We start from the raw sequence: 22,572 nt of genomic DNA, 5'->3' as shown, positions 1-22,572 counted from the left end.
GCGGATAAATCGGTAAGCATAGGGCCCCCCATGGAGGGAACCGCAGGCACGAAGGTCGTCCTCGGGGACCCGAGGAAGTCCATTCCGGCCCTCGCCGCCCCGCTGGCCGTGTCGGTGTTCGTCATGAACCTCAACAGCATGGCGGACACCGCGTGGGCGGCCTGGCTGGGAGCTCGGCCGTGGCAGGGCTGGGCCTGGCATATCCCCTCTGCGCTGCCATCGCCGGCATCGGGAACGGGATGGGCATAGGCTCGGCGGCGGCCATCGCCAGGGAAGTAGGCCGCGGCGACCGCGCCGGGGCCTCCCGCACGGCTGCGCAGTCCCTCACGCTGGCACTTCTCTGCTCCATAGTTGTTTCAGTCCCATTGGTGCTCTTCGCCGGGGACCTCATGGATCTTTTCGGGGCGGACGAATCGGCCTCGGAGGCGCTGGACTACGTGATGCCGATCTTCGCCGGGAGCTTCTTCGTCATCGCCGGGCAGGTGGTCTCGGGGATGCTGAGGGGCGAGGGCGCGTCGAGGCGCTCGATGGCGGTTCAGCTGGCCGGCGCGCTGACCAACATGGTCCTGGACCCGATCCTGATGTATGGGTTCGGCCTCGGGGTGGTGGGAGCAGGAATCGCCACGGTCTGCGCCGGAGCGGTCTCCCTCACCGCCGGCCTGGCGTTCTACATTTCGGGCCGCGACATGTATGCCAGCCTCCGCAGCGGCGGTTTCGCGCCGGACAGGAGGGTGAGCCGCGACATCCTCTACGTCGGCCTGCCCGAGTCCGCCGAGTACATGGTGATGTCGCTGATCAACATCCCGATGAACTTCATCATCATCGGCGTCGGCGGGGAGGACGTCGTCGGGACGTACACCTCGGCGTGGAGGGTGGCCTACATGGTGCTGATCCCGGCGCAGGCCGTGTCCGGAGGCATCGTCTCGGTGTGCTCCGCCGAGTTCGCGGCCGGGAGGGCCGATCTGCTGAAGGAGGCGTTCTCGTTCGGGACCCGGCTGTCCGTGAGGCTCACCCTGTACCTTGCAATCCCCATGGCCCTGCTGTGCTACCCGATAGCCTGGGCCTTCACGGTCTCCCCCGACCTGGAGCCCTGCGGGGCGACATGGCGTTCTGCCTCCTCATGCTCGCAGTGCTGCTCCCGTCGATGTCCCAGGTGTTCGTCGGCTCCGCGTACCTGCAGTCCATAGAGCATTCGGAGATCGGGTTCCTCTCGTCGCTCGCGAGGAACACCGTCATGGTCGCCGCGTACCTGGCCGCGGCGCCCTGTTCGGAAGCACCGAGGCGATATGGGCGGTCATGGCGATCTCCGAGATCGGCGGCGGGCTGCTGATGTGGAAGCTGGCCTCGGTGTACATCGGCAGGTTCTGCCGCTCATGCTCCCCCGCCCCGTCATGACATGCTGTCCCCTCCCCTACCGGATGTGCGCGCGCGTGCGATGCCTTAAATACGTCCCGGACCATGAGCCGCCCATGTCTAAGATTCTCGTGAACATCGCGTGGCCTTACGCCAACGGCCCCATCCACCTGGGGCATGTGGCCGGGTCCCTCCTCCCGCCCGACATCTTCGCCCGCTACAACAGCCTGCTGGGCAACGAGGTCTGGGTCGTCGGCGGCTCCGATCAGCACGGGACGCCCATCACCGTCACCGCCGAGAAGGAGGGCGTCACCCCCGAGGAGGTCGCCGACCGCTACCATGAGATCAACAAGAAGGCCATCGAGGGCCTGGGGATCCGCTACACCCTCTACGGGAAGACCCACTCCCCCGTCCACATCGAGGTGACCCAGTGGCTGTTCAGGACCCTTCTTGACAACGGGTACATCTACACCCGCGACGAGGACGAGTACTACTGCCCCAAATGCGGGAAGTTCCTGCCCGACCGCTACGTGGAGGGGCAGTGCCCCGTCTGCGGCGCCGAGGACGTCCGCTCCGACCAGTGCGACAGCTGCGGCTCCACCTTCGAGCCCGGCGACATCATCAACCCGCACTGCACCCGCTGCGGCACCGCGCCCGTCGTGAAGGCCTCGAAGCAGTACTTCCTGAAGCTCTCCGCCTTCGAGGAGCCCCTGCTGAAGTACCTGGAGGACAAGACCTACTGGAGGCCCAACGTCCGCGCCTACACGCAGAACTTCCTGAAAGGCGGGCTGAAGGACCGCGCCATCACCCGCGACATGCAGTGGGGCGTCGAGATCCCCGTCGAAGGCGAGGAGTGGAAGAAGAAGGTCATCTACGTCTGGTTCGACGCTGTGATCGGGTACCTCAGCATGACCGTCCAGCACGCCAGGGAGATCGGGAAGCCAGACTACTGGAAGACCTTCTGGGAGAACCCGGACTGCAAGCACTACTACTTCATCGGGAAGGACAACATCCCGTTCCACTCCATCATCTGGCCGGCGATGCTCATGGGCGCCAAGCAGGGGTTCAACCTGCCTTACGACATCCCGGCGAACGAGTACCTGATGTTCAACGGCGGCAAGCTCTCCAAGAGCAGGAAGGGCACGGGCACCGACGCCGAGTCTCAGATACCCAGGGACATGAAATCGGTGCTGGAGAAGTTCGACCCGGAGGAGATAAGGTACTACCTATCGAGCATCATGCCGGACACCCACGACGCCGACTTCTCCTGGGACGAGCTCGAGAGCAAGGTCAACTCCGAGCTGGTCGCCGCCCTCGGGAACTATTACCACCGCACCCTCAGCTTCACCTACAAGAACTTCGGGTCTGTCCCGGAGAACGTGGAGCCCGATGCGAAGGTCACGGAGGAGATCGGGAAGGCCTTCGATGAGTACTCCGCCTGCCTGGCCCGCTGCGACTTCAAGAAGGGCCTGCAGGCCGTCATGGCCCTCGCCCACTTCGGGAACGAGTACTTCAACTCCCGCACCCCCTGGAAGCTCGTGAAGGAGGACAGGGCCGAGTGCGGCCGCGCCCTCTACGACTCCCTGAGGATAGTGAAGGCGCTGGCGGTCATGGCCTGGCCGTACCTCCCGAGGTCGTCCGAGAAGATCTGGGGCTACCTGGGCCTCCCAGGCACCGTCGAGGATGCCGGCTACGCCGCCGTCCTCTCGCCCCTCCCGTCCGGGACCGCCCTGAAGGAGCCGGTGCCGGTCTACGGGAAGATCGACCTCAAGGTCCTCTTCCCAGAGATATTCAAGCAGCCCGAGGCGGAGACGGAGCATCACGCGAAGGAGAAGAAGGAGAAGCAGGGCGCCGCCGCTCCCGCGCAGCCCTTCGATGCCTTCAGGCGCCTGGACCTCAGGGTCGGGAAGGTCCTCACCGTCGAGGACCACCCGAACGCCGACAAGCTGTACAAGCTCACGGTGGACCTCGGAGAGGGCACCCCAAGGACCATCTGCGCCGGCCTCAAGGCATATTACACCAAGGAGCAGATGCTCGGGAGGAAGGCGATCGTGGTCTCCAACCTCGCGCCCAGGCCCCTCAGGGGGATAGAGTCCTGCGGAATGATCCTGGCCGCCGACGACGAGGACCTCGGCGGCAAGGCGGTCCTCCTCCTGAGGCCGTCCGATCCCGACATCCCCGTGGGGACCAGGTTCGACTGCGGCCTTTCAGGCATGACCTCGGACACCATCGACTACAAGAAGCACTTCTCCGCGGTGACCATGAAGGTCTCCAGGGCGGAGAACGGCGTGTTCCTGGCCGGGAACCTCCCGATAAGCCTGCCCGCAGGCGCCCCGGCCAGAGTGGCCGCGGTCATCGACGGCGGCAAGGCCGTCCCCCTCGGAGACGGGAAGGGATGCGTGGCGACGGTCGACTCCGAGATTATGGACGGCGCTGGTGTCAGATGAAGGCGGATCTCCATGTGCACACCTGCTTCTCGAGGACGGCAAGTCCACCCCGGAGCAGGTGATCGAGCAGTGCGTCGAGAAGGGCTTAGGGTGCGTCGCCGTCACCGACCACAACGAGTTCAAGGCGTTCGACATCCTGAAGGACAACGGGAAGGTCATCGTCATCCCCGCGGAGGAGGTTTCCTCCGCGGAGGGGCACATCGTCGCCCTGGGGATCGACAGGCTGATCCCCCAGGGGATGTCGATCCAGGAGACCATCGATGCCATCCATGAGGCCGGAGGATATGCCTTCGCGGCCCACCCCTACAGGTGGTGGTCCGGCCTGGGGGAGAAGAACACCCGGGAGTACCCGTTCGACGGGATCGAGGCGATGAACGCGCGCTCCATACCGAGCGCCAACAGGAGGTCCATGAAGCTGGCCAAGAGCATCGGGAAGCCGATCACCGCCGGCTCGGACGCCCATTCCCCGCACCGCATCGGCTGGGGGCACGTGACCCTGCCCGACGGCCTGGAGACCTGGCAGGAGGTCGTGCAGGCCATCATGGACAACAAGGCCACCGCCCAGAGCGCCAGCAGGCATTTAGGCGAGACCCTGCGCTACGGGTTCAAGTCGATAACACAATGGATCAGGCGCGGTTTCAAGAGGATGTGACGCGGCCGTCCGGTCGAATGCAATCGGCCGGAAAGGGATGCTCCGGCAGTGGTCCCCATGGGTTCGGCAGGTCCGAACGGGCCTCCGGCAGCGGAACAGCGGTTAGCAAAACATTGTGCCACTGTGTATTCTCTTGGTAACGATAGGGTACTGTTTAGGAACCAGCGGACCGTTTTTTGAATCGGACTGTATTTTAAGGAAACAGGAGAAATCACGATAATTTTGTTTAAGGAAACAGGAAGAATTCATACAATCATATATTAAGGAACGAGGAATATCTCCATACGTGAAAAGGAAGATCTACGACCGCCTGGTACAATGGAAGAAAGAGAGCAACGGAAGGACTGCGCTGCTCATCGAAGGCGCTCGCCGTGTCGGCAAGAGCTACATCGTGGAGGAATTCGGCAGGAATGAATACGCTTCCTACGTGCTCATCAACTTCAGCAACGCTTCTCCAAGGATCAAGAACCTTTTCATAAACGACGTTCACGACATACCGATGCTTCTCCAGAAGCTGTCCAATCTCACCGCCACGAGATTCGTCGAAAGGAATACGCTGATAATATTCGACGAGGTCCAAAAATGGCCGCGGGCCAGGGAGGCCATCAAGTTCCTGGTGGAGGACGGCAGATACGATTACATCGAAACAGGTTCGCTGATTTCCATTCACGAGAACGTGAAGAACATAATCATTCCGTCCGAGGAAGAGAAGATGCAGATGTACCCTATGGACTTCGAGGAGTTCTGCTGGGCGATGGGAGATGTGGTCACCGTGCCGGCTATACGGGAGCATTTCGAATCCCATAAACCGCTGGGAGACGACCTTCATTCTTCATTCCTGGACACCTTCAGGAGATACATGATCGTCGGCGGCATGCCCATGGCAGTGAAGGAGTATGCATCATCGAAGGACTTCTCCAAAGTCGAACGCGTCAAGAGGCAGATAATAAGTCTCTACAAAGAGGACATCGGCAGACTGGCGAAGGCCAACAAGAGGAAGACGGCCGCATTGTACGAAGCGATACCTGCTGAGCTGTCAAAACACGACAAGGTCTTCAATCTGGCCGATATAGATAAGAACGGCAAGTTCTCCAACTATGAGGATCCGATCTATTGGCTCGAGGATTCTATGGTCGTGAACATCTGCTACAATTCCAGCGAGCCAAGCATCGCGCTGGGACTTAACAGGGAACTGTCGACTATGAAGCTGTATTTCGGCGATACAGGGTTATTGGTGAGCATGGCCATCGATAGCGGAACGCTGACGGAGAATGAGATCTATATCGATATTCTTCAGGACCGTTTGCATATCAATGAGGGGATGTTCGCGGAGAATGTCGTGGCGCAGGCCCTGAGGGCCAATGGGCATAAGCTGTTCTTCCACACATTTTACAAGAAGAGGGAGGACGGGACCATCAGCAAGAACAGGTCCGAGGTGGATTTCCTCATCAAAGAAGGCAAGAGAATATCTGCCGTCGAGGTGAAAACAGGGAAGAGCACAGAGCATTCTTCACTGGATTATCTGATGGATGTTTACAGCAAACAACTTGGGCAATGCTACGTCCTTCATACAAAAGACCTGAGGAAGGAAGGCAATCTGCTGTATTTGCCCATATACATGGTCGTATGTCTGTGAATGATAGGGATCAGAGGTCCTTCTGAGCCCAGATTCAAGACACCTTATGCGGCGGATACGAGACAGTATGAGAATAGGCCGTATTGTGAATCCACGCATTGTTTTCGGAAACCAGAGCTGGTCTGGCAATTCGACGCTATCGCACTAGGAGTTCTAAACGATAATTGCAGGAGCCGAATCTCATATTCTGGCACATGCTGTTGCATCGACTCCTGCGGCAAGGGTGCAGCATCGGAGAGCAGTCATACTTCGGCCAATTATAGGGTCGCGGCATAATCTGTGAATCAATCAGCAGATTGATTGAAAAATATCAATAAATTTACCGAAAATTCATCAATGAAAGTTCCGAAAAACCATCAATCATACATACCTGATAACAGGATATGCGATTGTGACCTTGAGAAGGGACGGATACGTACCCAGACTGATAGATGATGAGCTGAAGAGATCCCTATCCCTCTTCGGTGCTGTGAACATCACCGGACCTAATGGTGCGGAAAGACGTGGGCCGCATACAATTGCTGCAACAGCGCCGCGCTCATCGCGGACCCGAAGGGGAACTATCAGAACCGCAGACTGGCGATGACGGACCCTACGCTGATATTCAAGGACAGTCTCCCTCAGCTGATCGACGAATGGCAGGACGTTCCCTGTATCTGGGATGCTGTAAGGTATAGGATAGATGATGCCGGGAAGAAGGGGATGTACGTGCTTACCGGCTCCGCAACGCCCAACAGGAAAGGATTCGTCCATTCGGGTACGGGTCGCATAAAGGAACTCCGCATGATGACCATGACGCTGTTCGAAAGAGGGATCTCGGACGGCAGGGTATCCCTGAGGGGGCTGTTTGGCCGTCCCGAGATCTCTTTCGCGACACAGGAGGCCGAACTGAAGGACCTGGTCGATTACACCGTCCACGGGGGATGGCCCGGGGTCATGGATATGAATGCGGATGCATCGTTGGAGGTTGCCAGAGGTTACATAGAAACCTTGGTGAACAATGACATATCCTTCGACGGGGTGAACCGCGATCCGACCAAGATGTTCCGTCTCATCCGCTCTTTGGCACGCAACGAAAGCACTACTGCATCCAAGAAGGCTCTCAAGAAAGATATGACGGAGAATCCGGATGATGCGCAGATATCCGATAATACGCTGAATGAATACCTTTCTGTTTTGGAAAGCCTTCATTTCACCGATTTCCAACCTGCTTTCAACCCGAATATGAGGTCTTCGGTAAGGGTCGGGAAAACTCCTAAAAGACACCTTGCGACCCCTCCCTCACCGCCGCCGCTATGGGGATGAACACGGAATCGTACATCAATGACCTTAATTCGTTCGGATATCTGTTCGAGGCCCTGTGCGTTCACGAACTGAAGGCATACGCCATGATGTACGACGGCAAAGTGATGCACTACCGTGACGGGGACGGGAACGAGATAGATGCCGTTGCGGAATTTCCGGACGGTAAGTGGGGTGCCTTCGAGATGAAGACGGGGGCACATGAGATAGACGAAGGTGCGAGATCCCTTCTGAAGATGGACACGAAGATACGCGATCAGGAGAACGGGAGGCCGCCGGAGTTCCTGTGCGTCATCTGCGGGATGACCGATGCAGCATATCGCAGAGACGACGGCGTTTATGTCATCCCGCCGACAGTGCTGGGTCCGTGAAGAGGGAAACGGGTTTGGCAGCCGGTTTCAACGGCAACGATCGATATTCTGATTGGCTGCAGGTCATGTGCGGAGAACTGAACGGCCGTTCCTCAGTGTTTGTAGATATAGCGCGCGCCTTTGGTATTGCCGATTTTCTCGATCTTGCCCTCGGCCATCAGATCCTTCACTGCCTTCTGTACGGTGTATATGCTGATGTCCCTGAGGACCATGTGTATCTGCTTCAGCGACATCGGTGCGGAGCTCTTCTTCAGGACGTTTTCGACGGTCTGCTTCCTGTCGACGCCTTCCCCGTCGACTATGGCGAACCTGGTGTCGATGTCCGTATAGCATTCTAACAGGGTCCTGAGAAAATATCTGATGAACGGGAAGTAGGTCCATCTGTTCTCCTTCCACCCGGCCGAAGATCTCTGCAGCGAATCGTAGTAGTCCGATTTCGTGAACGATATATGCTCGTCCATAGAAACGTACCTGCATATGTCGATTCCCTCTTTGTACAGGAGAAATACCGTCAGGAGCCTGGAGGTCCTGCCGTTGCCGTCCAGGAACGGATGGATGCAGAGATAATCCAGGATGATGCACGGTATGTAGAGCAGAGGTTCATAGCCTTGGGTCGAAAGCTCCTGGTACGCTATGCACAGCTGCTCCATGCAGTCTTCGGTCTCGGATGCCGGGACGGGTTCGAACACGATGCGCCTCCTCCCCGATTGGTCGATGCTGATAACCACATTGTCCCTGTCCTTGAAGGCATGTTCATCGGAACCTTTCGTCCTGAGCATGGAATGCAGGTTCAGGATCGTGTTCCTGTCGAATCTCAGGGAGTCGATTTCCGTATGTATCAGGTTAAGGGCATCCCTGTATCCTGCGATCTCCTCCTCGGAATGATTGTTCGGGGTCCCTCCGCGTACGACTATCTCTCTGATACGTTCATCGGACGTTACTATGCCCTCGATCTCGTTGGAGTACTTGACCGAGGCCAGTTTGGCGATGCCTTCCATCTTGGCATAGTCCTTCGGGTATTTCGCGCGGCGTATGCACTCCAGCGAGCGTATCCCGGCAATCTCGGCCAGCATCTTCGTTATATCCTGCGGTATGTCGCCGAGTATCTCCGAATAGTCGAATCTGTGCATCATCGATCAATTATTTAGGTAATATTTAATGATAAATACTGAAAAAAAGACATTGTATTTATTTAATTTAGGTATTAATAGCCAAATAATACCTAAATAATTAGTGAAATCGAAATTCCTGCATATACGGATAAATGATAATTTACTCGAAATCGCAAATTTGCTGTACGATTGTTATTTCCCATATGTTTGTGGTGATGATCTGCCTGATGGTTGGACCTTGGGGCAATTGGGAGATATAATTGAAGTGCATGATTCCAAGAGAGTGCCACTATCTGCTAAAGAACGTTCTGAACGTGCCAAGATATATCCATACTATGGTGCTGCATCAGTCACAGATTATGTTGATAGCTATCTTTTTGACGGAGTGTATCTTCTTTTGGGTGAAGATGGGACTGTGGTTAATGAGTTTGGGGGCCCCATACTCCAATATGTATTTGGAAAATTCTGGGTCAACAACCATGCACACATCTTAACAGGGGAAAAAGGATACACCGTAGATTCTCTTTATCTTCTATGCCACGTCTTAGCGTGAATTCGATAATCACTGGAGCAGTACAGCCCAAAATTAGTCAATCAAATATGAAGACCGTCCCAATAATTATCCCGCCAGAGGATGTGGTAATAGAGTTTTCCTCAAAAATTGCATGTTTATTCGAACTATATCGTAATAATGCAACTCAATGTGATGCTCTTAAGACAATTAGGGATCAACTTATACCCAAATTATTGTCTGGAGAAATTGATGTTTCGACTCTGACATTGCCAACTAAATATTCATTTGGTAGGCTATTAGGCTACGTACTTCTTGTGTGCATTCTTCACATTTTCCTGATTAACCATAGCGTAATGGAGAGTTGTATCAATCCTCACATGGCCTAAGAGTTTCTGAACTTGTTCTATAGGCATACCTTTATCAATCGCGCGGGTCGCCATCGTACGCCTGAACTTATGTGGGTGAATATCTTCTACTCCGGTAATTTTTTCCAGTGATTTCAGCATGGTTTCCACACCGTTTATGCTGATCCTCTTGACTGGATTATGCAATGTGACGAAAAGTGCCGGGTTATCATCTGAGCGCCGATCTAGATAATCTTTCAGATGAAGTTTTGTTCTGGCGTCGAAGTAAACCTTGCGCTCACTCCCGCCTTTTCCGAATACGACGCTTTCCCTTTCATTGAAATCGATGTCCGACCGATTGAGCCGTACCAACTCGCCTACCCTCATTCCGGTCGATATCAGCGTATCGATGATGGCAAGATTCCTTGTGTTCTCGCAGCCGTCTCTCAGTCTTTCGATGTCCTCATCGGAGAATGTGTCTTTGACAGTGCGACCGAATTTAACCTTGTGGATGCGTCTGACGGGGCTTTTCAGGATATATTCTTCATCTTCCAACCATGAGAAGAAGCTGGAGAATATGCGGCGGATGTTGTCGATGGTAACTTTGCTGGATCCGCGCCGCGATTGATAATCCGACAGGTAGTTCCGGATGTCATCGGTGCTCATCTCAGTCAGGGATATTTCCAATTCTGAAATCATCATGCCAATGGTGGATTGGTAGTAGTTCAGAGTTTTTTCTGAACATCCTTCCAAGCGCTTTGAAGATAAGAAGGCTTGAAGAAGTTTGATATTTCCGTCTCCGGGGTAATGTTCTTTCCTGTTCTCAGATTTATCCAACAGCAGCGATAATTCCACCATAACGATGGATATGCTGAGTTCGTCGATTTTTCCTGTCAGACTATTCCTGAGATCCTCCTTCAGAGTCATGCGCTAATGAGTTGTCTTCTCCAATGAATGTTTACCGACGGGACAGCCAGAACTGGCCACTTTTTCCGTTCATGATCATGTTTGATTCCTATTTTGTTAAGTATCAAATCACTTATTTGCTGAGTTAAATGAATATTTAGTTGGCATCTTCAAGGTAGAAACGTCGATCTCACCGGACATCAATTTGGGCAAAAGATAATCACGAATTTCAGATAATTTCAACATCTCCAAGTGATTGGATCTTATCTCCGCATCTACTTTCTCTGCATACTTATTGAATTGTTCAATAGATTTCTGTTCAGGTAGTGATATTTCCAAACCGTTGACCGATTCTTTATTGATTGATCCGAACACCGTGCCATCGCCATTGAATACATCCAGTTTCGGCTTTAGATAATCCATCAGATAATGAACAAAACCTTGCATTCCATTATTTGATTCAATAGCAGCCAGACCTCTACCAATACAGCATCTCTCTAATGCCACATTGATGTCACCAACAGGTGCTCTGACACTCATCAGTATGGAACCTTGTTTGGCCATACGTCTTGGATCGCTTGTGTATAATCTGGGTGTTGGGAATACTGGTCCAAACTCAGCACGACCTTGGTAGAAGAGTGTGCCCGCATCATCTTCTGATAGACTTTCCCCAGGAGGGGACTGGCCCATGGTGATTGATACAACATCTGATAACACACCACTTGACAGTTCTGATGTATCCATCATTTCACTGAAGGCTGCCCTTGCACTCTTCATTAAATTATCATTTATTGCCTGATTACAGGAGATTTTTTGATTGATTAGTGAAAACCAACCACCAATAGCTAACATTTCCGAAAAGGGTAGATCGCATACAGTGTACGTGAGAATCTGTTCCTTATCCCCACGAGGCATTTTGGTCCCTTTAGAACCGAGCATCACATGATCAAAGAACCGATCTTCAGACAATAATGCAAACAAATAATCAGAAATGCGCTCATCTTTAGCTCTAATAACCAATACATCGTTGGAACAGGTCCCATTTCTAGTAGATTGCCATATTTTCTTGAAATATGGCCTTATGTTTGATAGAAGGACATCTTTTGGTTGATATTTGCTAACGGTACCAGTTAAGGGAATTGATTCGGCCTGAGTAATGCCTGCTTTATCAGGGAGCATCGAATCAGTAGATACGTAAGTCTCCGGATCAACAAAGGAACAATCACATGTTTCATGGACAAAGAAACACAAATCACCAAGCAAGATAGATGAGTTAGGCGGCAAAACAAATGCCCCCTAAATTATCATTTATTTCAGTGAGATTAGATATAGAATTGGAAAATGAGTCTAGAATAGTGACAACTTTGGATTGATATTCCAAAGAGGGGAGGTCTATCTCAATCTTCATTAGATCGTTAGGGTGAACCCTATAGACTTTCATTCCGGTTACGAACTGCCTCAATATACTATGGAATTTTTCATTCTGGAACATATAATTGAGGAATGCCGGCAGTGCTCTGCGGGGTTCTTTGATATGAAGGACGGTCGTTTCCATACCGGATACGAACGGCGTGTCTTTTGGATTGATGATGAGGGTACAGTGTCCCAGATCATCAACTGTTTCTGATGTAAGAGTGAATACGATGTCTCCGTCATGAAGCATCTGAGATTCTTTGACCGAATCAAGTTCATCGATCTTGATTATCTCGTCAATCACTTCCGGCAAATTCAAACAGCGATCGTATTTCTTGTAGAGGTCTCCGTAGTGAAGATAAGGGATATGTCTATCTGCAGATGTTTCATCGCGGGGAATACTGCATCCTTTTGCCCAGGTTACAAGGTCTCCTAATCTGACTCTTTCGAAACCGGTCATTCGCTGTACCTCTTGTAGTTTTCCATCTGTTTGAAGACCTCATCATAGACTCCGTTGAGGTATATCGGCGGGAATCCGTGCTTTTGCATAACCATCGCGATCTTCATTCTGAGGCCGTCTTTCACATCCTCCTTGGAGGACCAGTCGAGCACCGAGCAGACCTCGTCGGTGCAGGTTTTCAGATCGCGTGCCATATCCGGCAGTTTTGCGGTGTCAAACTCGAACTGGTAGATCTCGATAGTATGTGCCAGGATGTCATAGAATGCCTTCTCTTGCCGTGTGAGCCCGAGGGCATCTGCTTCCTTTTCTTCTTTATCTATGCTTCTGATAAGGGAGACGAGTTCCGAGTTCAGCATTTCGACGACATCATCTGTCATAGAATTGATGATCTGTCTCAGCTCCTCAGCGCCCATGTGGCGGTCGTTGTACTTCTGAACTATTTTGTTGAATCTTTCCGAGAACGAATCGGCCTTGAGCTTGTTGATCTTCCGGAGATTGCCGATGGCCATGCGGGTCAGTCTCTCCAGAAGCTTGAACTTAGTATTGGATCCGGGGATCGATTCCAGTTTCTCCAGATACTCGTCAGAGAGCAGGTCTATCCTGTCGGTCTCGATATTGTCTATGATAATGCCGATCTGAGATACCTCATCGGACTGGATGGCCTTTTCCAGCATTTCCCTGACCTTGCGGTTCATCTGTGCCGTATCCGGAGCATTACCCGAGATGATCTTGGCTATCATGGACCTGACGCCGCAGTAGAAATAGATCCTGCTGCGCTCATCAGCAGTGATATCATCTGAATAAACACAGTTGTTGTAGGCGGTCTTCAGTTTACGGACTGTGCTCATGAACCAGTGCTCGAATTCCTTGTCCTGCTGGACGAACTCCATGGCGCGGCCGAGGCAATCTATCTGCTTGGAGGAATCGTCTGAGTAGTAACCGCTCGAATCGAAGCCGTGGAACCTTCCGTCCAGAGCGCTCAGGGTCTCCTTGACGATCTTGGCAAATTCGCCAGACTCAGGGTAGGTTCCTCTGCCGATGCCACCCCTGGCATATTTGTTCAGCGCGAGATCGAGCTCTTTCTTGATTCCCAGGTAGTCCACGATGAGGCCGTATTCCTTGCCTTCGTAGATCCTGTTGACTCTGGATATGGCTTGGATAAGGGAATGCTTCTGGATCGGTTTATCAAGGTACATCGCGTCCAGGAACGGGACGTCGAATCCAGTGAGCCACATGTCCACTACGATAGCTATCTTGAAATTGGATTCGATCTTCTTGAACTGTGTCTGGAGATTGGAACGGTATGCAGAATCTCCGCAGAGTTCGAACAGGTCTGCTGGGTCATTGCTCCCGCGGGTAGCGACGAGTTTCACCATCTCTATGGGTTCAGCCTTTTCTTCTCCTTCCTTGGGGGGCCTGTCGGCTTCCCTGACCTCGAACCATTCAGGGCGCTTGCGCTTCAGCATCTGATAGAAGTCGTAAGCGATGCGGCGGTTGGCGCAGACGAACATCGCTTTGCCGGCGACGGTCGCGCCCTCTGCGACCCTGGCCTCGTAATGGGCGATGAAGTCGTCGGATACTTTCTCCAACCTGCCCTCGTTACCGATGATGATGTCGAGCTTCGACAGGTCCTTCTTGCTCTTCTCTACCTGGTATTCGTTCGCTCCGCGGTCGAGGGAATCCTTGTAGTATTCCTCTATGGCCGCCATCTGGTCCTCGGCCAGAGCAACCTTCGCGGCTCTTCCTTCGTAAACGATTTTGGATGTTATCCTGTCCTTCTCGGACTCGGCCATGGTATATTCGTCGACGATGTCGCCGAAGACCTCCATTGTCTCATCGATCGGGGTGCCGCTGAATCCAACGTATGTGGCGTTAGGAAAGGAATCGTGGAGGATCCTGGCGAATCCGACGGTATGCTTGCGTTTGCCGTCGATTATCTTGTCTGCCTGCTCCATGTTGAGCTGGGAACGGTGGGCCTCGTCCGATATTATGATTATGTTTGACCTGTCTGAGAGCATAGAGCCCTCTTCATTAAATTTCTGAATGGTTGACAGGTACACTCCGCCGGATGCTACATCTTTGAGCTTGTTTCTTAGATTCGTGCCGGTATCCATGGAGAGGACGTTCTCATCGCCTAGGAACCTCCTGGATCTGATGAACTGCTTACTGAGCTGGTTGTCCAGGTCCTCCCTATCGGTTATGAGGATGATGGTGGGGTTCCTCATTTCTTTGGACCTCATGAGCAGCCGTGTCAGGAACAGCATTGTGAAACTCTTCCCGCATCCTGTCGTTCCAAAGTATGTCCCGCCTTTCCCGTCTCCTTTAGGTTTCATATGAGGTCCAATATTGTCCAGGAGTTCGGTGGCAGCGAAGAACTGGGGGTATCTGCACAATATCTTCTCATTGCTTCCACTGTCATCTGGGAAGTAGATGAAATCGCGGATGATGGCGAGCAGCCTTTCTTTTCTGAACATCCCATCAATAAGAGTGCGCAGGGAGTTGACGCCGTCGCTTGAAGGATCCTTAGCCTCTGATCTATTCCATGAATAGTAGTCTGGATAATCTGTGAATACGGTTCCTGCCTTAGAATTCACGCCGTCACTGATAACTGTGAAAGCATTGTAGATGAACAGTTCCGGGATATCGCGGATATAACGGATGTTCAGTTGCTGATATGCGCTGTAAATCGTAGCATCCTCGCGGATTGCCGATTTGAATTCCAAAACCACCAGCGGGATACCGTTGACATATACGATAGCGTCCGGCCGTCTGTCGTTCTTAGGTCCCTGGATCTCCAATTGGTTGACTATCTTGAAGATATTGTTCTCTGGGTGCTGGAAATCCAAGAGATTAATCCACAGAGTGGTCTTCATGTCCTCTCTTTTGATGCTGTATCCCTCGCGGATCCTCTGCAATGTCTCGCGGTTGCTGACATAGTCTCCGCGGTCGCTCACTCTGAACATTGTTGCGGCCACACGGATTTCACCGTCCGTGATGTCTGGGTATCTGTGCCTGAGATAGGTTTGCAGATCATTGAAAAGAATCACTTCGCGGCGGTCCCTTTGGATGGTTTCCCCTTTGACATGCTCATATCCTCTGGCTTTGAAGTCCTCGATTATCGCATGCTCCAGGTCCTCCTCTCCAAATTTAGTACATTCACCCATCTCATGCATAGCAGATTCCTCAGATTTCGAAGCCCAGGGCCTTGAGATTTGCTCTGATTTCATCTTCCAGGCGATGAGATTCTTCCAAGAGACCCTTCAATTCACCGGTGAGACGCTTCATCTTCTCTTCGTACGGTTCGTCATCTTCCTCCTCGGGAGGAAGACCCACGTATCTTCCGGGAGTGAGCATGTATCCTGATTCGGCGACTTCAGATATAGGGACAGATCTGCAGAACCCCTGCTCGTCCTCGTAACCTTTTCCAGCCAGCCATTTGTGGTATGTGCCTGCTATCTTCTGGATCTCATCATCATCTATGGTCTTGTGGGTCCGGTCGTACAGGTGACCCATCCTCCTGCAGTCGATGAACAGAATCTTGTCCTTGGTGGAATCTGTTCTTCTGGCTTTCTTTTTGGAGCAGAACCAGAGGCATACGGGGATGCCGGTGGAGTAGAATAGCTTCTCAGGAAGCGCCACAATGCAGTCGACGACCATTCTGTCTACAAGGTTCTTCCTGATCTCCCCGTCCCCGTTGGTGTTCGATGTAAGGGAACCGTTGGCAAGGACGAACCCAGCAACACCGTCATCGTTCAGATGGTATAAGAAATGCTGAATCCATGCATAATTGGCGTTGCCTCTGGGGACGCCGTACACCCATCTGGGGTCGTTCTGGAGTTCATCTGCTCCCCACTTGTCTTGGTTGAATGGAGGATTGGCCATGACAAAATCGGCGCGGAGGTCTTTGTGGAGATCTCTTCTGAGCGAATCATCATTATGAGGGCCGAAATCGGCAGATATTCCACGGATAGCAAGATTCATTTTGGCCAATTTTAGCGTGGAAAGTGTGTATTCCTGGCCGTAAATCGAGATGTCTTTCCTGTTTCCCTTATGGGCATCTACCATTTTAATTGATTGGACGAACATTCCACCTGAACCGCAGCACGGGTCGAAGACACGGCCTTTTAGCGGTTGGATCATCTCTGTGATGATTTTGACAATTGGCTTTGGAGTATAGAACTCACCCTTTCCTTCCTTCGATGAGAATTTGGACAGGAAGTACTCATAGACTCTGCCGATGACGTCTTCCTCATCGTCTTTGGAAAGATCGAGACGGTTCATGGTATCGATGAGCGAGGCAATCTTTGTGTTGTCAAGGTCCACTGTGGCATAGAAGTTCGTGGGCAGGGCTCCACGCAGGGTAGGATTGTCTTTCTCGATGAGTTCCATAGCTTTGTCGATTTTGACCTTGATATCCGACTGCTTGGCTTCATCGGTGAGATAGTCCCATCTTGCCTCCTTTGGAGATAGAAGACATTGTCTTTGCCGTAGGCGAACTTCTCTTCTATGAAAGCTTTGGTAGATTCATCGGCCTCCAGCTTTGCACGCTGTTTGTAGAACCTATCGCTCACGAATTTCAGAAATACCAATCCGAGGACGACCTGCTTGTACACTGGGTATTCGACAGATCCTCTCATCTCATCAGCCGCATCCCAGAGGGCTTCTTCCATGCTCAGTTCTTTCTTTTTGGAAGTTTTAGCCATCAATGCCCACCATCAACAATGAGATATCGAGAATGTGTTATTTCATACGCACGCTGTTATGTCGATTTTCGGCATTTACGCCATATTTCGGGAATAGATCTCGATGGTTTTTCACCAGACTAAATCGTCATATCGAGTTCGTCGACAGTCTTGAAGATTTCTTCGCTTTCGCGAAAGCAGGAAGGAAATTAGCCGAACTCCATCTGAACTATGAGTCCGTACCGCCGTGGAAGGACCTGGCGATCAACGGCGGTACCCAGGTGAAGGATTTCATGGGCAGGGACTCGCTTTTCAAGGTCGGAACGAAGAATATGAAGATCGATCCGGAACTCCGCACCATGATCTACAGCGATCTCATCACAATAGGGAACATCCCGGAAGAGGCGTTCGAGTATGTCGTCAACGGCCGTTCCGCATTGGGAGAGATTGCAGAGATGTACCATGTGACCGAGGATAAGGACACAGGGATCGTGAACGACCCCAACAAGTATGCCAGGAGCAGGTACATATTCGACCTCATCTGCTCGATTGTCACGGTCAGTGTCGAGACCGTCAGGATACAGAAGTCCCTGCCCAAATTATCCTTCGGTGGAGAGGAATGAAGTTCCCGGTCCTCTCGGAAGAGTGCGACGCACCGGCGGATGAACAGGTCTTTCGATCGGACCTTCGGGCGATTCCTGAACTCCGTCACCGTCATGCCGGTCCACTGCCGGAATGCGCGCAGGAAGGAGTTCGTCTCCCTGTACCCGAGGATGAACGCGGTCTCGCCTGTATCCATCCCCATCTTCCCGATGTAGTACTCCGCGAGGTTCCTGCGCACGGAGGCGAGGACCGCGCTGAAGGAGGTGCCTTCCTCAGACAGCCTCCTCTGCACGGTGCGTTTTCCGACGCCCATCTCCGATGCAGCATCGTCTATCGTGCATCTTCCGGAAGGGAGGATCTCCATGACGGCCTTGTACATGTCCCTGGAGAACCCTCCCTGCGCCGATATCCCGGACAGGCGCGATTCCATCTCCGGTTCCAGGTAATCGAGCATGGGCCTGTTGTGGGAGATGAAGGGGGTTTTCATATCTTCCCTCCTGAACGCGATCGAATCCGTCTGGTCTGCGATGGGCTTTGCTCCCATGAAATCCCGGAACGCATCGAATTGCCTCGGCCATCCGAGCGGACAGACGGTAGAACCGAATATTCTAGGCATAATTTTCACGGAAAATTCCGTTAAACTTCAATTCACATTATATTTTAACGGAAATTTCCTATAAACTTAAATCCTATAATGCGATTCATATCTATGGCCGAAGTAATCAGGAAGATCTATCTGGACAGGCTCCTTGCAGGCAGAGATCGTCCGGACACTGTGAAGATCATAACCGGTATGAGGCGCAGCGGGAAGACCGTTCTGATGAAGCAATATATGAGCCTCCTTAGGGAATCCGGAGTTCCGGACAGTCAGATATTATACCTGAACTTCGAATCGAAAACCCTTGCCCATGTGACAGATTATCTGAAACTTCTGGAAGAGATAGATAAGAAGTACAACGGTAAGAGGACGTACGTCTTTCTCGACGAGGTTCAGACGGTGAAGCATTGGGAACGTGCGGTCAACTCTCTTCAGACCGATTACGACGCCGATATCTACATCACCGGATCAAACGCTTATCTTCTCTCGAACGATCTGTCAACGTATATTTCAGGACGCTATGCTGAATTGCGCATTCTTCCATTATCATTCAAAGAATTTATGGAACTGCATCCGGGAGACAGGGATAAAAGGTTTTACCAGTACATCCGCATGGGTTCGCTGCCTGTTATAAACCCAGATGCTGACGAGATGTTCGAGCACGATCATCTGATCGGACTGTTCAACACCATCCTGCTGAAGGATGTGATAAGGAACTGCAAAGGCGGGGATGTGGGGACCCTGACAGACACAGTAAGATTCCTTTATTCCAACGTAGGCAACATAACCAGCGCCAACAACATCGCTGTCACCATAAAGAAGGACCCGGAGAAAGTAAGGAATTATCTCGATGCACTGCAGAAGGCCTTTCTGATCTACAAAGCGGAACGTTACGATATACGCGGGAAAAGACTCCTCGATACTTTGGAGAAATACTATGTCTCCGATACCGGCATGAGGAACGCAGTCCTTGGAATCTCATCAAGGGAAGACATAAGCAGGCAGATCGAGAACATCGTATATCTGGAACTTCTGAGAAGGGGTTACGAAGTGGCCGTCGGCAAATATGGAGACAGGGAAGTGGATTTCACTGCACGCAGGAACCGCGAGGTCCAGTACATCCAGGTGACGATGTCCATTATGACAGACGATACGTATGAACGCGAAGTCGCTCCCTTCCGCCTGATCAGGGACAGCTATCCGAAGACGGTGCTGTCCATGGACTCGTTCGTCACCGACCTTCCGGACGGGCTGCACCATTCGAACCTCTTGGATTGGCTTCTGGAAGAGGAGCGGTCCTGAGGATGCGATGCGGGCCGACAGCACCATAGGTCCGCATCGGGAGGCCTGAGCGGGGGATATCCCCCGCCGGCCATCAGTTTATTATGTCCAGCTCGCACCAGCTGCGCTTGTGTCGCAGAAGTTGTAGACGGTCCCGCTGACAGTGGCGCTCTGGGTTATGCGGCCGACCGGAAGGTAGAGCTCGGCGGTGGTCTCGCACCCGTAGTAAACGGTGCCGTCCGCGTCCTTGCTCATGACCCCGTAGCCGGAGTAGTTGCTGTCGATCTCTATCGCCGTGGCATCGTAATCTTCCAGGGCGACAGCAGCTATCGCGTGGCCGGGGACCAGGTAGACCCCGGACTTCAGGCCGGCGGCCTTGAACAGCACCGCGGTGAGGATGGAGGTGTCCTCGCAGTCCCCTGCGCCTGCCCAGATGGTCTCCGTGGAGTATGCCCAGTATTCTGCGGAGGTGCTTCCGTCCCCGTACTGATAGCTGTCGTATGCATACGTGAAGTAGATCTGCGTGAAGGCCAGGATGAACTGGGCCTTGTCGCTGCTGCTAAGGGACGACCAGGTCCCGCCGTTGTCCTCATAGGCCTTCACCACGGCCTCGCAGAGCGACTTGGTCACGCTGTCTGACATGGCGACCCTTTCCAGGGTGTCGGTGTATTCGGAATCGCCGGCCCTGTTGGTGAATATGCTGCCCGATGAGTAGCTCTCTGTGCTCGTGTACGAGGAGTTGGTGCGGGCCTCCATGTAGTAGATGTAGTATGGGACGGTGATGCTGGCACTGTACTCTTCGTCATCGGACACCGTGCCGTCGTGGTCGGCATCGTATGACCAGGAATAGGCGCGCGCGAAGGTCCCGTTCATGTCGGTCCCGCCGGAATTGCTCGAGTGGTAGGTGAAACTGCCTGTGATCTGCTTCGAGTAGCCGGCTATGGGAAGATCGGAGGTGTAGAAGCGGAAGTATACTGAATACTCCGTGCCATCGCTAAGCAGTGCGGAGGGGACCAGGATCTCCGCTCCGCCGTCTGTGTTGTACTGTGCGCCCGGCACGAACGGGCTAGAGCTGTATGTCGCGTTTCTGACGATTGTTCCGTCGCCGGTCGCAACATACATCTTGATGGTCACATAACTGCTGAACCAGTTTCCGCTGTCGGTTCCGCAGAGGTTTATGACTATGTAATCGGTCTCAACGGATTTCACAGTGAACAGCCCGGTGCGATAGGGATATGTCCCGCTGGCACTGTTGAAGCTCAGCGACAGGAGCCCGTCCTCGAAGCCGTCGCCCGAAACGGTAGCATAGGCGCTGGACCCCTCCTTCACATCGTATACGTTGAGGACGCTCTCCGACTCGTCCGACTGGACGGTGACGGTGCATGTCGAGGTGTAGTTCCCGTACGTGCAGGTGACGGTCGCCGAACCGACGGCCACGCCGGTGACGGTGCAGTAGCCGCCGTTGTTGGAGACGGTAGCCACGCCCGTATCGGAGGACTTGTAGCTCATCCCCGAGAGCATGAGGTAGGACTCGGGAGTGATGACCTTGCTCTGGCCGACTCCGATCGTCAGCACGGTCGAGGTGATGAAATCGGAAGTATCGGCAGGAGTGTATGAGGCGCTTCCGCCGTCGGCGGTCACATAATTCGTGCTGGACTGCCCTTCGTCATCGTCTTCCGAAGTCATCACCGATACCGCGACAGCGGCGATCAGGATGACTGCGGCGAGAGCGACCGCGAGTTTTACCAATCCAAAGAAACCGGATCTCTCATTTTTAAGGCTCATGTTCCCCCTTCTTCCAGTTATCGATCCTTTCAGGGAGTGACTGCCGCATGTACGGTTATATGTAATTAAAATCCTCGGTGGGACAAATATTCCCAGTAGGGATACGTCATGAATCCATCCGCGGTTCTGGCACATCCGGGCCGGGCACCGATGCGGCCTCAGTATCATAATAACGCGGACAGCGGATAAAAGATGGGGATGATGGGAAAAAGATGATGCGGGGCGGAGCCCCGCTGCAGGCCTGCCTTCAGGACATCAGGCTTGCGTCCCTGAGCTCGTCGGCGATCTTCTCGACCGCGCGGACGACATCCTCGGGGATCTTGGCACCGGTGCAGACCATCTTGCCGGAGCCGAACAGGAGGACGACGACCTTGGGGTCGTCCAGCCTGTAGACGAGTCCGGGGAACTGCTCGGGCTCGTACTCGACCTTCTCGAGGCCGAGCGTGATGGCGACGGTGTTCAGGTTGATCTCCTGGCCGAGGTCGGAGGAGGCGACGATGTTCTGGACCTCGATCTTGGGCTCGATGGTGATCTTGATGTCCGCCTTCTCGAGGTCTTTGGCGACCTGCGATATGGCCTGTTTCACCTCGTCCTTGCTCTTGCCGCCGGTGCAGACGATCTTCCCGCTGCGGAAGAGTAGAGTAGCGGTCTTGGGGCTCTTCAGCCTGTAGACGAGCCCGGGGAACTGCTTGGGGTTGTATTCGGCACCGTCCAGAGATGCCATGATCTTGTCCAGATCGATCTCCTGGCCGAGAGAAGTGGATGCAACTACGTTCTCTATCTTCATGTTGGCCATATATTCACCTGTGGCGCATTATTTAAACTCCGTTTATAAAGCTTATGTAAAGCAAGGGTCCGGAAGCGCATCGGCCGCACGGGCCCGGATGCTGCGGAACAGCTATGCCAGACAGTACTTTCCGGAGATAACGGATGCCCGGAGCGGGAACTGCCGCGGGACGAAAACGAGAAAGGTGGAGTCGGGAGGGAGAGTTGAACTCCCGTATGCGGATCTGCAGTCCGCCACATAGGCCGCTGTGTTACCCCGACTTCTGGCCAGAGGATATTTTGGTAACATATAAAACCCTTGTTGCATCGGCGCGGTCCGGACGGCAG

General features: G+C 53.1%; 18 protein-coding genes, 1 tRNA gene and 3 pseudogenes. 11 read left to right on the top strand and 11 right to left on the bottom strand.

Annotated features, from left to right (window positions below):
- Window positions 1-30: 30 nt before the first annotated feature.
- From AUQ37_RS11450 to AUQ37_RS07235, 6 genes and pseudogenes are all read left to right on the top strand, one after another.
- The gene (locus tag AUQ37_RS11450) at window positions 31-249 is read left to right on the top strand and encodes a hypothetical protein (RefSeq protein ID WP_058748022.1); all 219 of its coding nucleotides are present in this window, start codon (window positions 31-33) and stop codon (window positions 247-249) included.
- On the top strand, window positions 180-1,187 hold the full coding sequence (locus tag AUQ37_RS07255; RefSeq protein ID WP_201013855.1) for an MATE family efflux transporter: 1,008 nt from the start codon (window positions 180-182) through the stop codon (window positions 1,185-1,187). Before AUQ37_RS11450 ends, AUQ37_RS07255 begins: the two co-directional genes overlap by 70 nt.
- Before the next feature lie 282 nt (window positions 1,188-1,469).
- Window positions 1,470-3,800, top strand: coding sequence for a methionine--tRNA ligase (gene metG / locus AUQ37_RS07250; RefSeq protein ID WP_058748020.1), 2,331 nt, complete (start codon window positions 1,470-1,472; stop codon window positions 3,798-3,800).
- The gene (locus AUQ37_RS07245) at window positions 3,790-4,452 is read left to right on the top strand and encodes a PHP domain-containing protein (protein ID WP_201013854.1); all 663 of its coding nucleotides are present in this window, start codon (window positions 3,790-3,792) and stop codon (window positions 4,450-4,452) included. The genes metG and AUQ37_RS07245 overlap by 11 nt, the downstream gene beginning before the upstream one ends.
- Window positions 4,453-4,738: 286 nt before the next feature.
- Complete coding sequence (locus AUQ37_RS07240; protein WP_058748019.1) at window positions 4,739-6,088, top strand: ATP-binding protein; 1,350 nt, start codon at window positions 4,739-4,741, stop codon at window positions 6,086-6,088.
- Between the two features lie 504 nt (window positions 6,089-6,592).
- Window positions 6,593-7,761 (top strand): annotated as a pseudogene (locus AUQ37_RS07235) (ATP-binding protein); the annotation flags it as partial.
- Between the two features lie 92 nt (window positions 7,762-7,853).
- Here the strand turns inward: AUQ37_RS07235 and AUQ37_RS07225 are convergent.
- Window positions 7,854-8,891 carry a Fic family protein gene (locus tag AUQ37_RS07225; RefSeq protein WP_157844347.1) on the bottom strand — a complete coding sequence of 346 codons (1,038 nt, stop codon included), beginning with the start codon at window positions 8,889-8,891 and terminating at the stop codon, window positions 7,854-7,856.
- 103 nt (window positions 8,892-8,994) lie between these two features.
- Between AUQ37_RS07225 and AUQ37_RS10075 the strand changes: the two genes are divergently transcribed.
- Window positions 8,995-9,426, top strand: a complete 432-nt coding sequence (locus tag AUQ37_RS10075) for a restriction endonuclease subunit S (protein ID WP_157844346.1) — start codon at window positions 8,995-8,997, stop codon at window positions 9,424-9,426.
- A gap of 257 nt (window positions 9,427-9,683) precedes the next feature.
- Here AUQ37_RS10075 and xerA read toward each other — a convergent pair whose 3' ends face one another.
- The 6 genes and pseudogenes from xerA to AUQ37_RS11440 form a co-directional block, all read right to left on the bottom strand.
- The gene (gene xerA, locus AUQ37_RS07220; RefSeq protein WP_058748015.1) at window positions 9,684-10,658 is read right to left on the bottom strand and encodes a site-specific tyrosine recombinase/integron integrase; all 975 of its coding nucleotides are present in this window, start codon (window positions 10,656-10,658) and stop codon (window positions 9,684-9,686) included.
- A gap of 108 nt (window positions 10,659-10,766) precedes the next feature.
- On the bottom strand, window positions 10,767-11,816 hold the full coding sequence (locus tag AUQ37_RS11445; protein WP_201013853.1) for a hypothetical protein: 1,050 nt from the start codon (window positions 11,814-11,816) through the stop codon (window positions 10,767-10,769).
- 94 nt (window positions 11,817-11,910) lie between these two features.
- Entirely contained in the window at window positions 11,911-12,510 is a 600-nt protein-coding gene (locus AUQ37_RS07210; protein ID WP_082662465.1) for a restriction endonuclease subunit S, read from the bottom strand.
- Window positions 12,507-15,674, bottom strand: a complete 3,168-nt coding sequence (locus AUQ37_RS07205) for a type I restriction endonuclease subunit R (protein WP_058748083.1) — start codon at window positions 15,672-15,674, stop codon at window positions 12,507-12,509. Before AUQ37_RS07205 ends, AUQ37_RS07210 begins: the two co-directional genes overlap by 4 nt.
- A gap of 19 nt (window positions 15,675-15,693) precedes the next feature.
- Window positions 15,694-16,791, bottom strand: coding sequence for an N-6 DNA methylase (locus tag AUQ37_RS07200; protein WP_235585014.1), 1,098 nt, complete (start codon window positions 16,789-16,791; stop codon window positions 15,694-15,696).
- Window positions 16,792-16,851: 60 nt separating this feature from the next.
- Window positions 16,852-17,147 (bottom strand): annotated as a pseudogene (locus AUQ37_RS11440) (type I restriction-modification system subunit M N-terminal domain-containing protein); the annotation flags it as partial.
- Between the two features lie 68 nt (window positions 17,148-17,215).
- Between AUQ37_RS11440 and AUQ37_RS10070 the strand changes: the two are divergent.
- Together AUQ37_RS10070 and AUQ37_RS11435 are read left to right on the top strand one after the other, a co-directional pair.
- The gene (locus AUQ37_RS10070) at window positions 17,216-17,815 is read left to right on the top strand and encodes a type ISP restriction/modification enzyme (RefSeq protein ID WP_157844345.1); all 600 of its coding nucleotides are present in this window, start codon (window positions 17,216-17,218) and stop codon (window positions 17,813-17,815) included.
- A 39-nt stretch (window positions 17,816-17,854) separates the two neighbouring features.
- A complete protein-coding gene (locus AUQ37_RS11435) occupies window positions 17,855-18,010 on the top strand; it encodes a hypothetical protein (protein WP_201013862.1) in 156 nt (51 codons plus the stop codon).
- On the opposite strand, the pseudogene AUQ37_RS13735 reads toward AUQ37_RS11435, so the two are convergent.
- A pseudogene (locus AUQ37_RS13735) lies at window positions 17,944-18,108 on the bottom strand (AraC family transcriptional regulator); the annotation flags it as partial. The gene AUQ37_RS11435 and the pseudogene AUQ37_RS13735 sit on opposite strands and share 67 nt — an antisense overlap.
- On the opposite strand from AUQ37_RS13735, the gene AUQ37_RS11430 reads away from it, so the two are divergent.
- Both AUQ37_RS11430 and AUQ37_RS07190 read left to right on the top strand, forming a co-directional pair.
- Entirely contained in the window at window positions 18,059-18,241 is a 183-nt protein-coding gene (locus AUQ37_RS11430; protein ID WP_201013861.1) for a hypothetical protein, read from the top strand. The pseudogene AUQ37_RS13735 and the gene AUQ37_RS11430 sit on opposite strands and share 50 nt — an antisense overlap.
- A 329-nt stretch (window positions 18,242-18,570) precedes the next feature.
- The gene (locus tag AUQ37_RS07190; RefSeq protein ID WP_201013850.1) at window positions 18,571-19,695 is read left to right on the top strand and encodes an ATP-binding protein; all 1,125 of its coding nucleotides are present in this window, start codon (window positions 18,571-18,573) and stop codon (window positions 19,693-19,695) included.
- Window positions 19,696-19,776: 81 nt separating this feature from the next.
- Here the strand turns inward: AUQ37_RS07190 and AUQ37_RS07185 are convergent, their stop codons facing one another.
- The 3 genes from AUQ37_RS07185 to AUQ37_RS07175 all read right to left on the bottom strand — a co-directional run bounded on the left by AUQ37_RS07185 (window position 19,777) and on the right by AUQ37_RS07175 (window position 22,506).
- The gene (locus AUQ37_RS07185; RefSeq protein ID WP_058748011.1) at window positions 19,777-21,423 is read right to left on the bottom strand and encodes an Ig-like domain-containing protein; all 1,647 of its coding nucleotides are present in this window, start codon (window positions 21,421-21,423) and stop codon (window positions 19,777-19,779) included.
- A gap of 283 nt (window positions 21,424-21,706) precedes the next feature.
- Window positions 21,707-22,246 (bottom strand): TATA-box-binding protein, encoded by a 540-nt coding sequence (locus tag AUQ37_RS07180; RefSeq protein WP_201013849.1) that lies wholly within the window; start codon window positions 22,244-22,246, stop codon window positions 21,707-21,709.
- A gap of 185 nt (window positions 22,247-22,431) precedes the next feature.
- A tRNA-Cys gene (locus AUQ37_RS07175) sits at window positions 22,432-22,506 on the bottom strand.
- Between the last annotated feature and the right edge of the window lie 66 nt (window positions 22,507-22,572).

Source organism: Candidatus Methanomethylophilus sp. 1R26 (assembly GCF_001481295.1).
GTDB lineage: Archaea > Thermoplasmatota > Thermoplasmata > Methanomassiliicoccales > Methanomethylophilaceae > Methanomethylophilus.
This window is presented reverse-complemented; position numbering and strand designations above follow the sequence as displayed.

Excerpts from the sequence above, each read along its gene's own strand:
- AUQ37_RS07200 (WP_235585014.1), bottom strand. The coding sequence starts at position 16,791 with ATGAACCGTCTCGATCTTTCCAAAGACGATGAGGAAGACGTCATCGGC.
- AUQ37_RS11445 (WP_201013853.1), bottom strand. The coding sequence starts at position 11,816 with ATGCTCCCTGATAAAGCAGGCATTACTCAGGCCGAATCAATTCCCTTA.
- AUQ37_RS07180 (WP_201013849.1), bottom strand. The coding sequence starts at position 22,246 with ATGAAGATAGAGAACGTAGTTGCATCCACTTCTCTCGGCCAGGAGATC.
- xerA (WP_058748015.1), bottom strand. The coding sequence starts at position 10,658 with ATGACTCTGAAGGAGGATCTCAGGAATAGTCTGACAGGAAAAATCGAC.
- AUQ37_RS11435 (WP_201013862.1), top strand. The coding sequence starts at position 17,855 with ATGAACAGGTCTTTCGATCGGACCTTCGGGCGATTCCTGAACTCCGTC.
- AUQ37_RS07210 (WP_082662465.1), bottom strand. The coding sequence starts at position 12,510 with ATGACCGGTTTCGAAAGAGTCAGATTAGGAGACCTTGTAACCTGGGCA.
- AUQ37_RS11450 (WP_058748022.1), top strand. The coding sequence starts at position 31 with ATGGAGGGAACCGCAGGCACGAAGGTCGTCCTCGGGGACCCGAGGAAG.
- AUQ37_RS10070 (WP_157844345.1), top strand. The coding sequence starts at position 17,216 with ATGCCCACCATCAACAATGAGATATCGAGAATGTGTTATTTCATACGC.
- AUQ37_RS07205 (WP_058748083.1), bottom strand. The coding sequence starts at position 15,674 with ATGGGTGAATGTACTAAATTTGGAGAGGAGGACCTGGAGCATGCGATA.
- metG (WP_058748020.1), top strand. The coding sequence starts at position 1,470 with ATGTCTAAGATTCTCGTGAACATCGCGTGGCCTTACGCCAACGGCCCC.
- AUQ37_RS07225 (WP_157844347.1), bottom strand. The coding sequence starts at position 8,891 with ATGCACAGATTCGACTATTCGGAGATACTCGGCGACATACCGCAGGAT.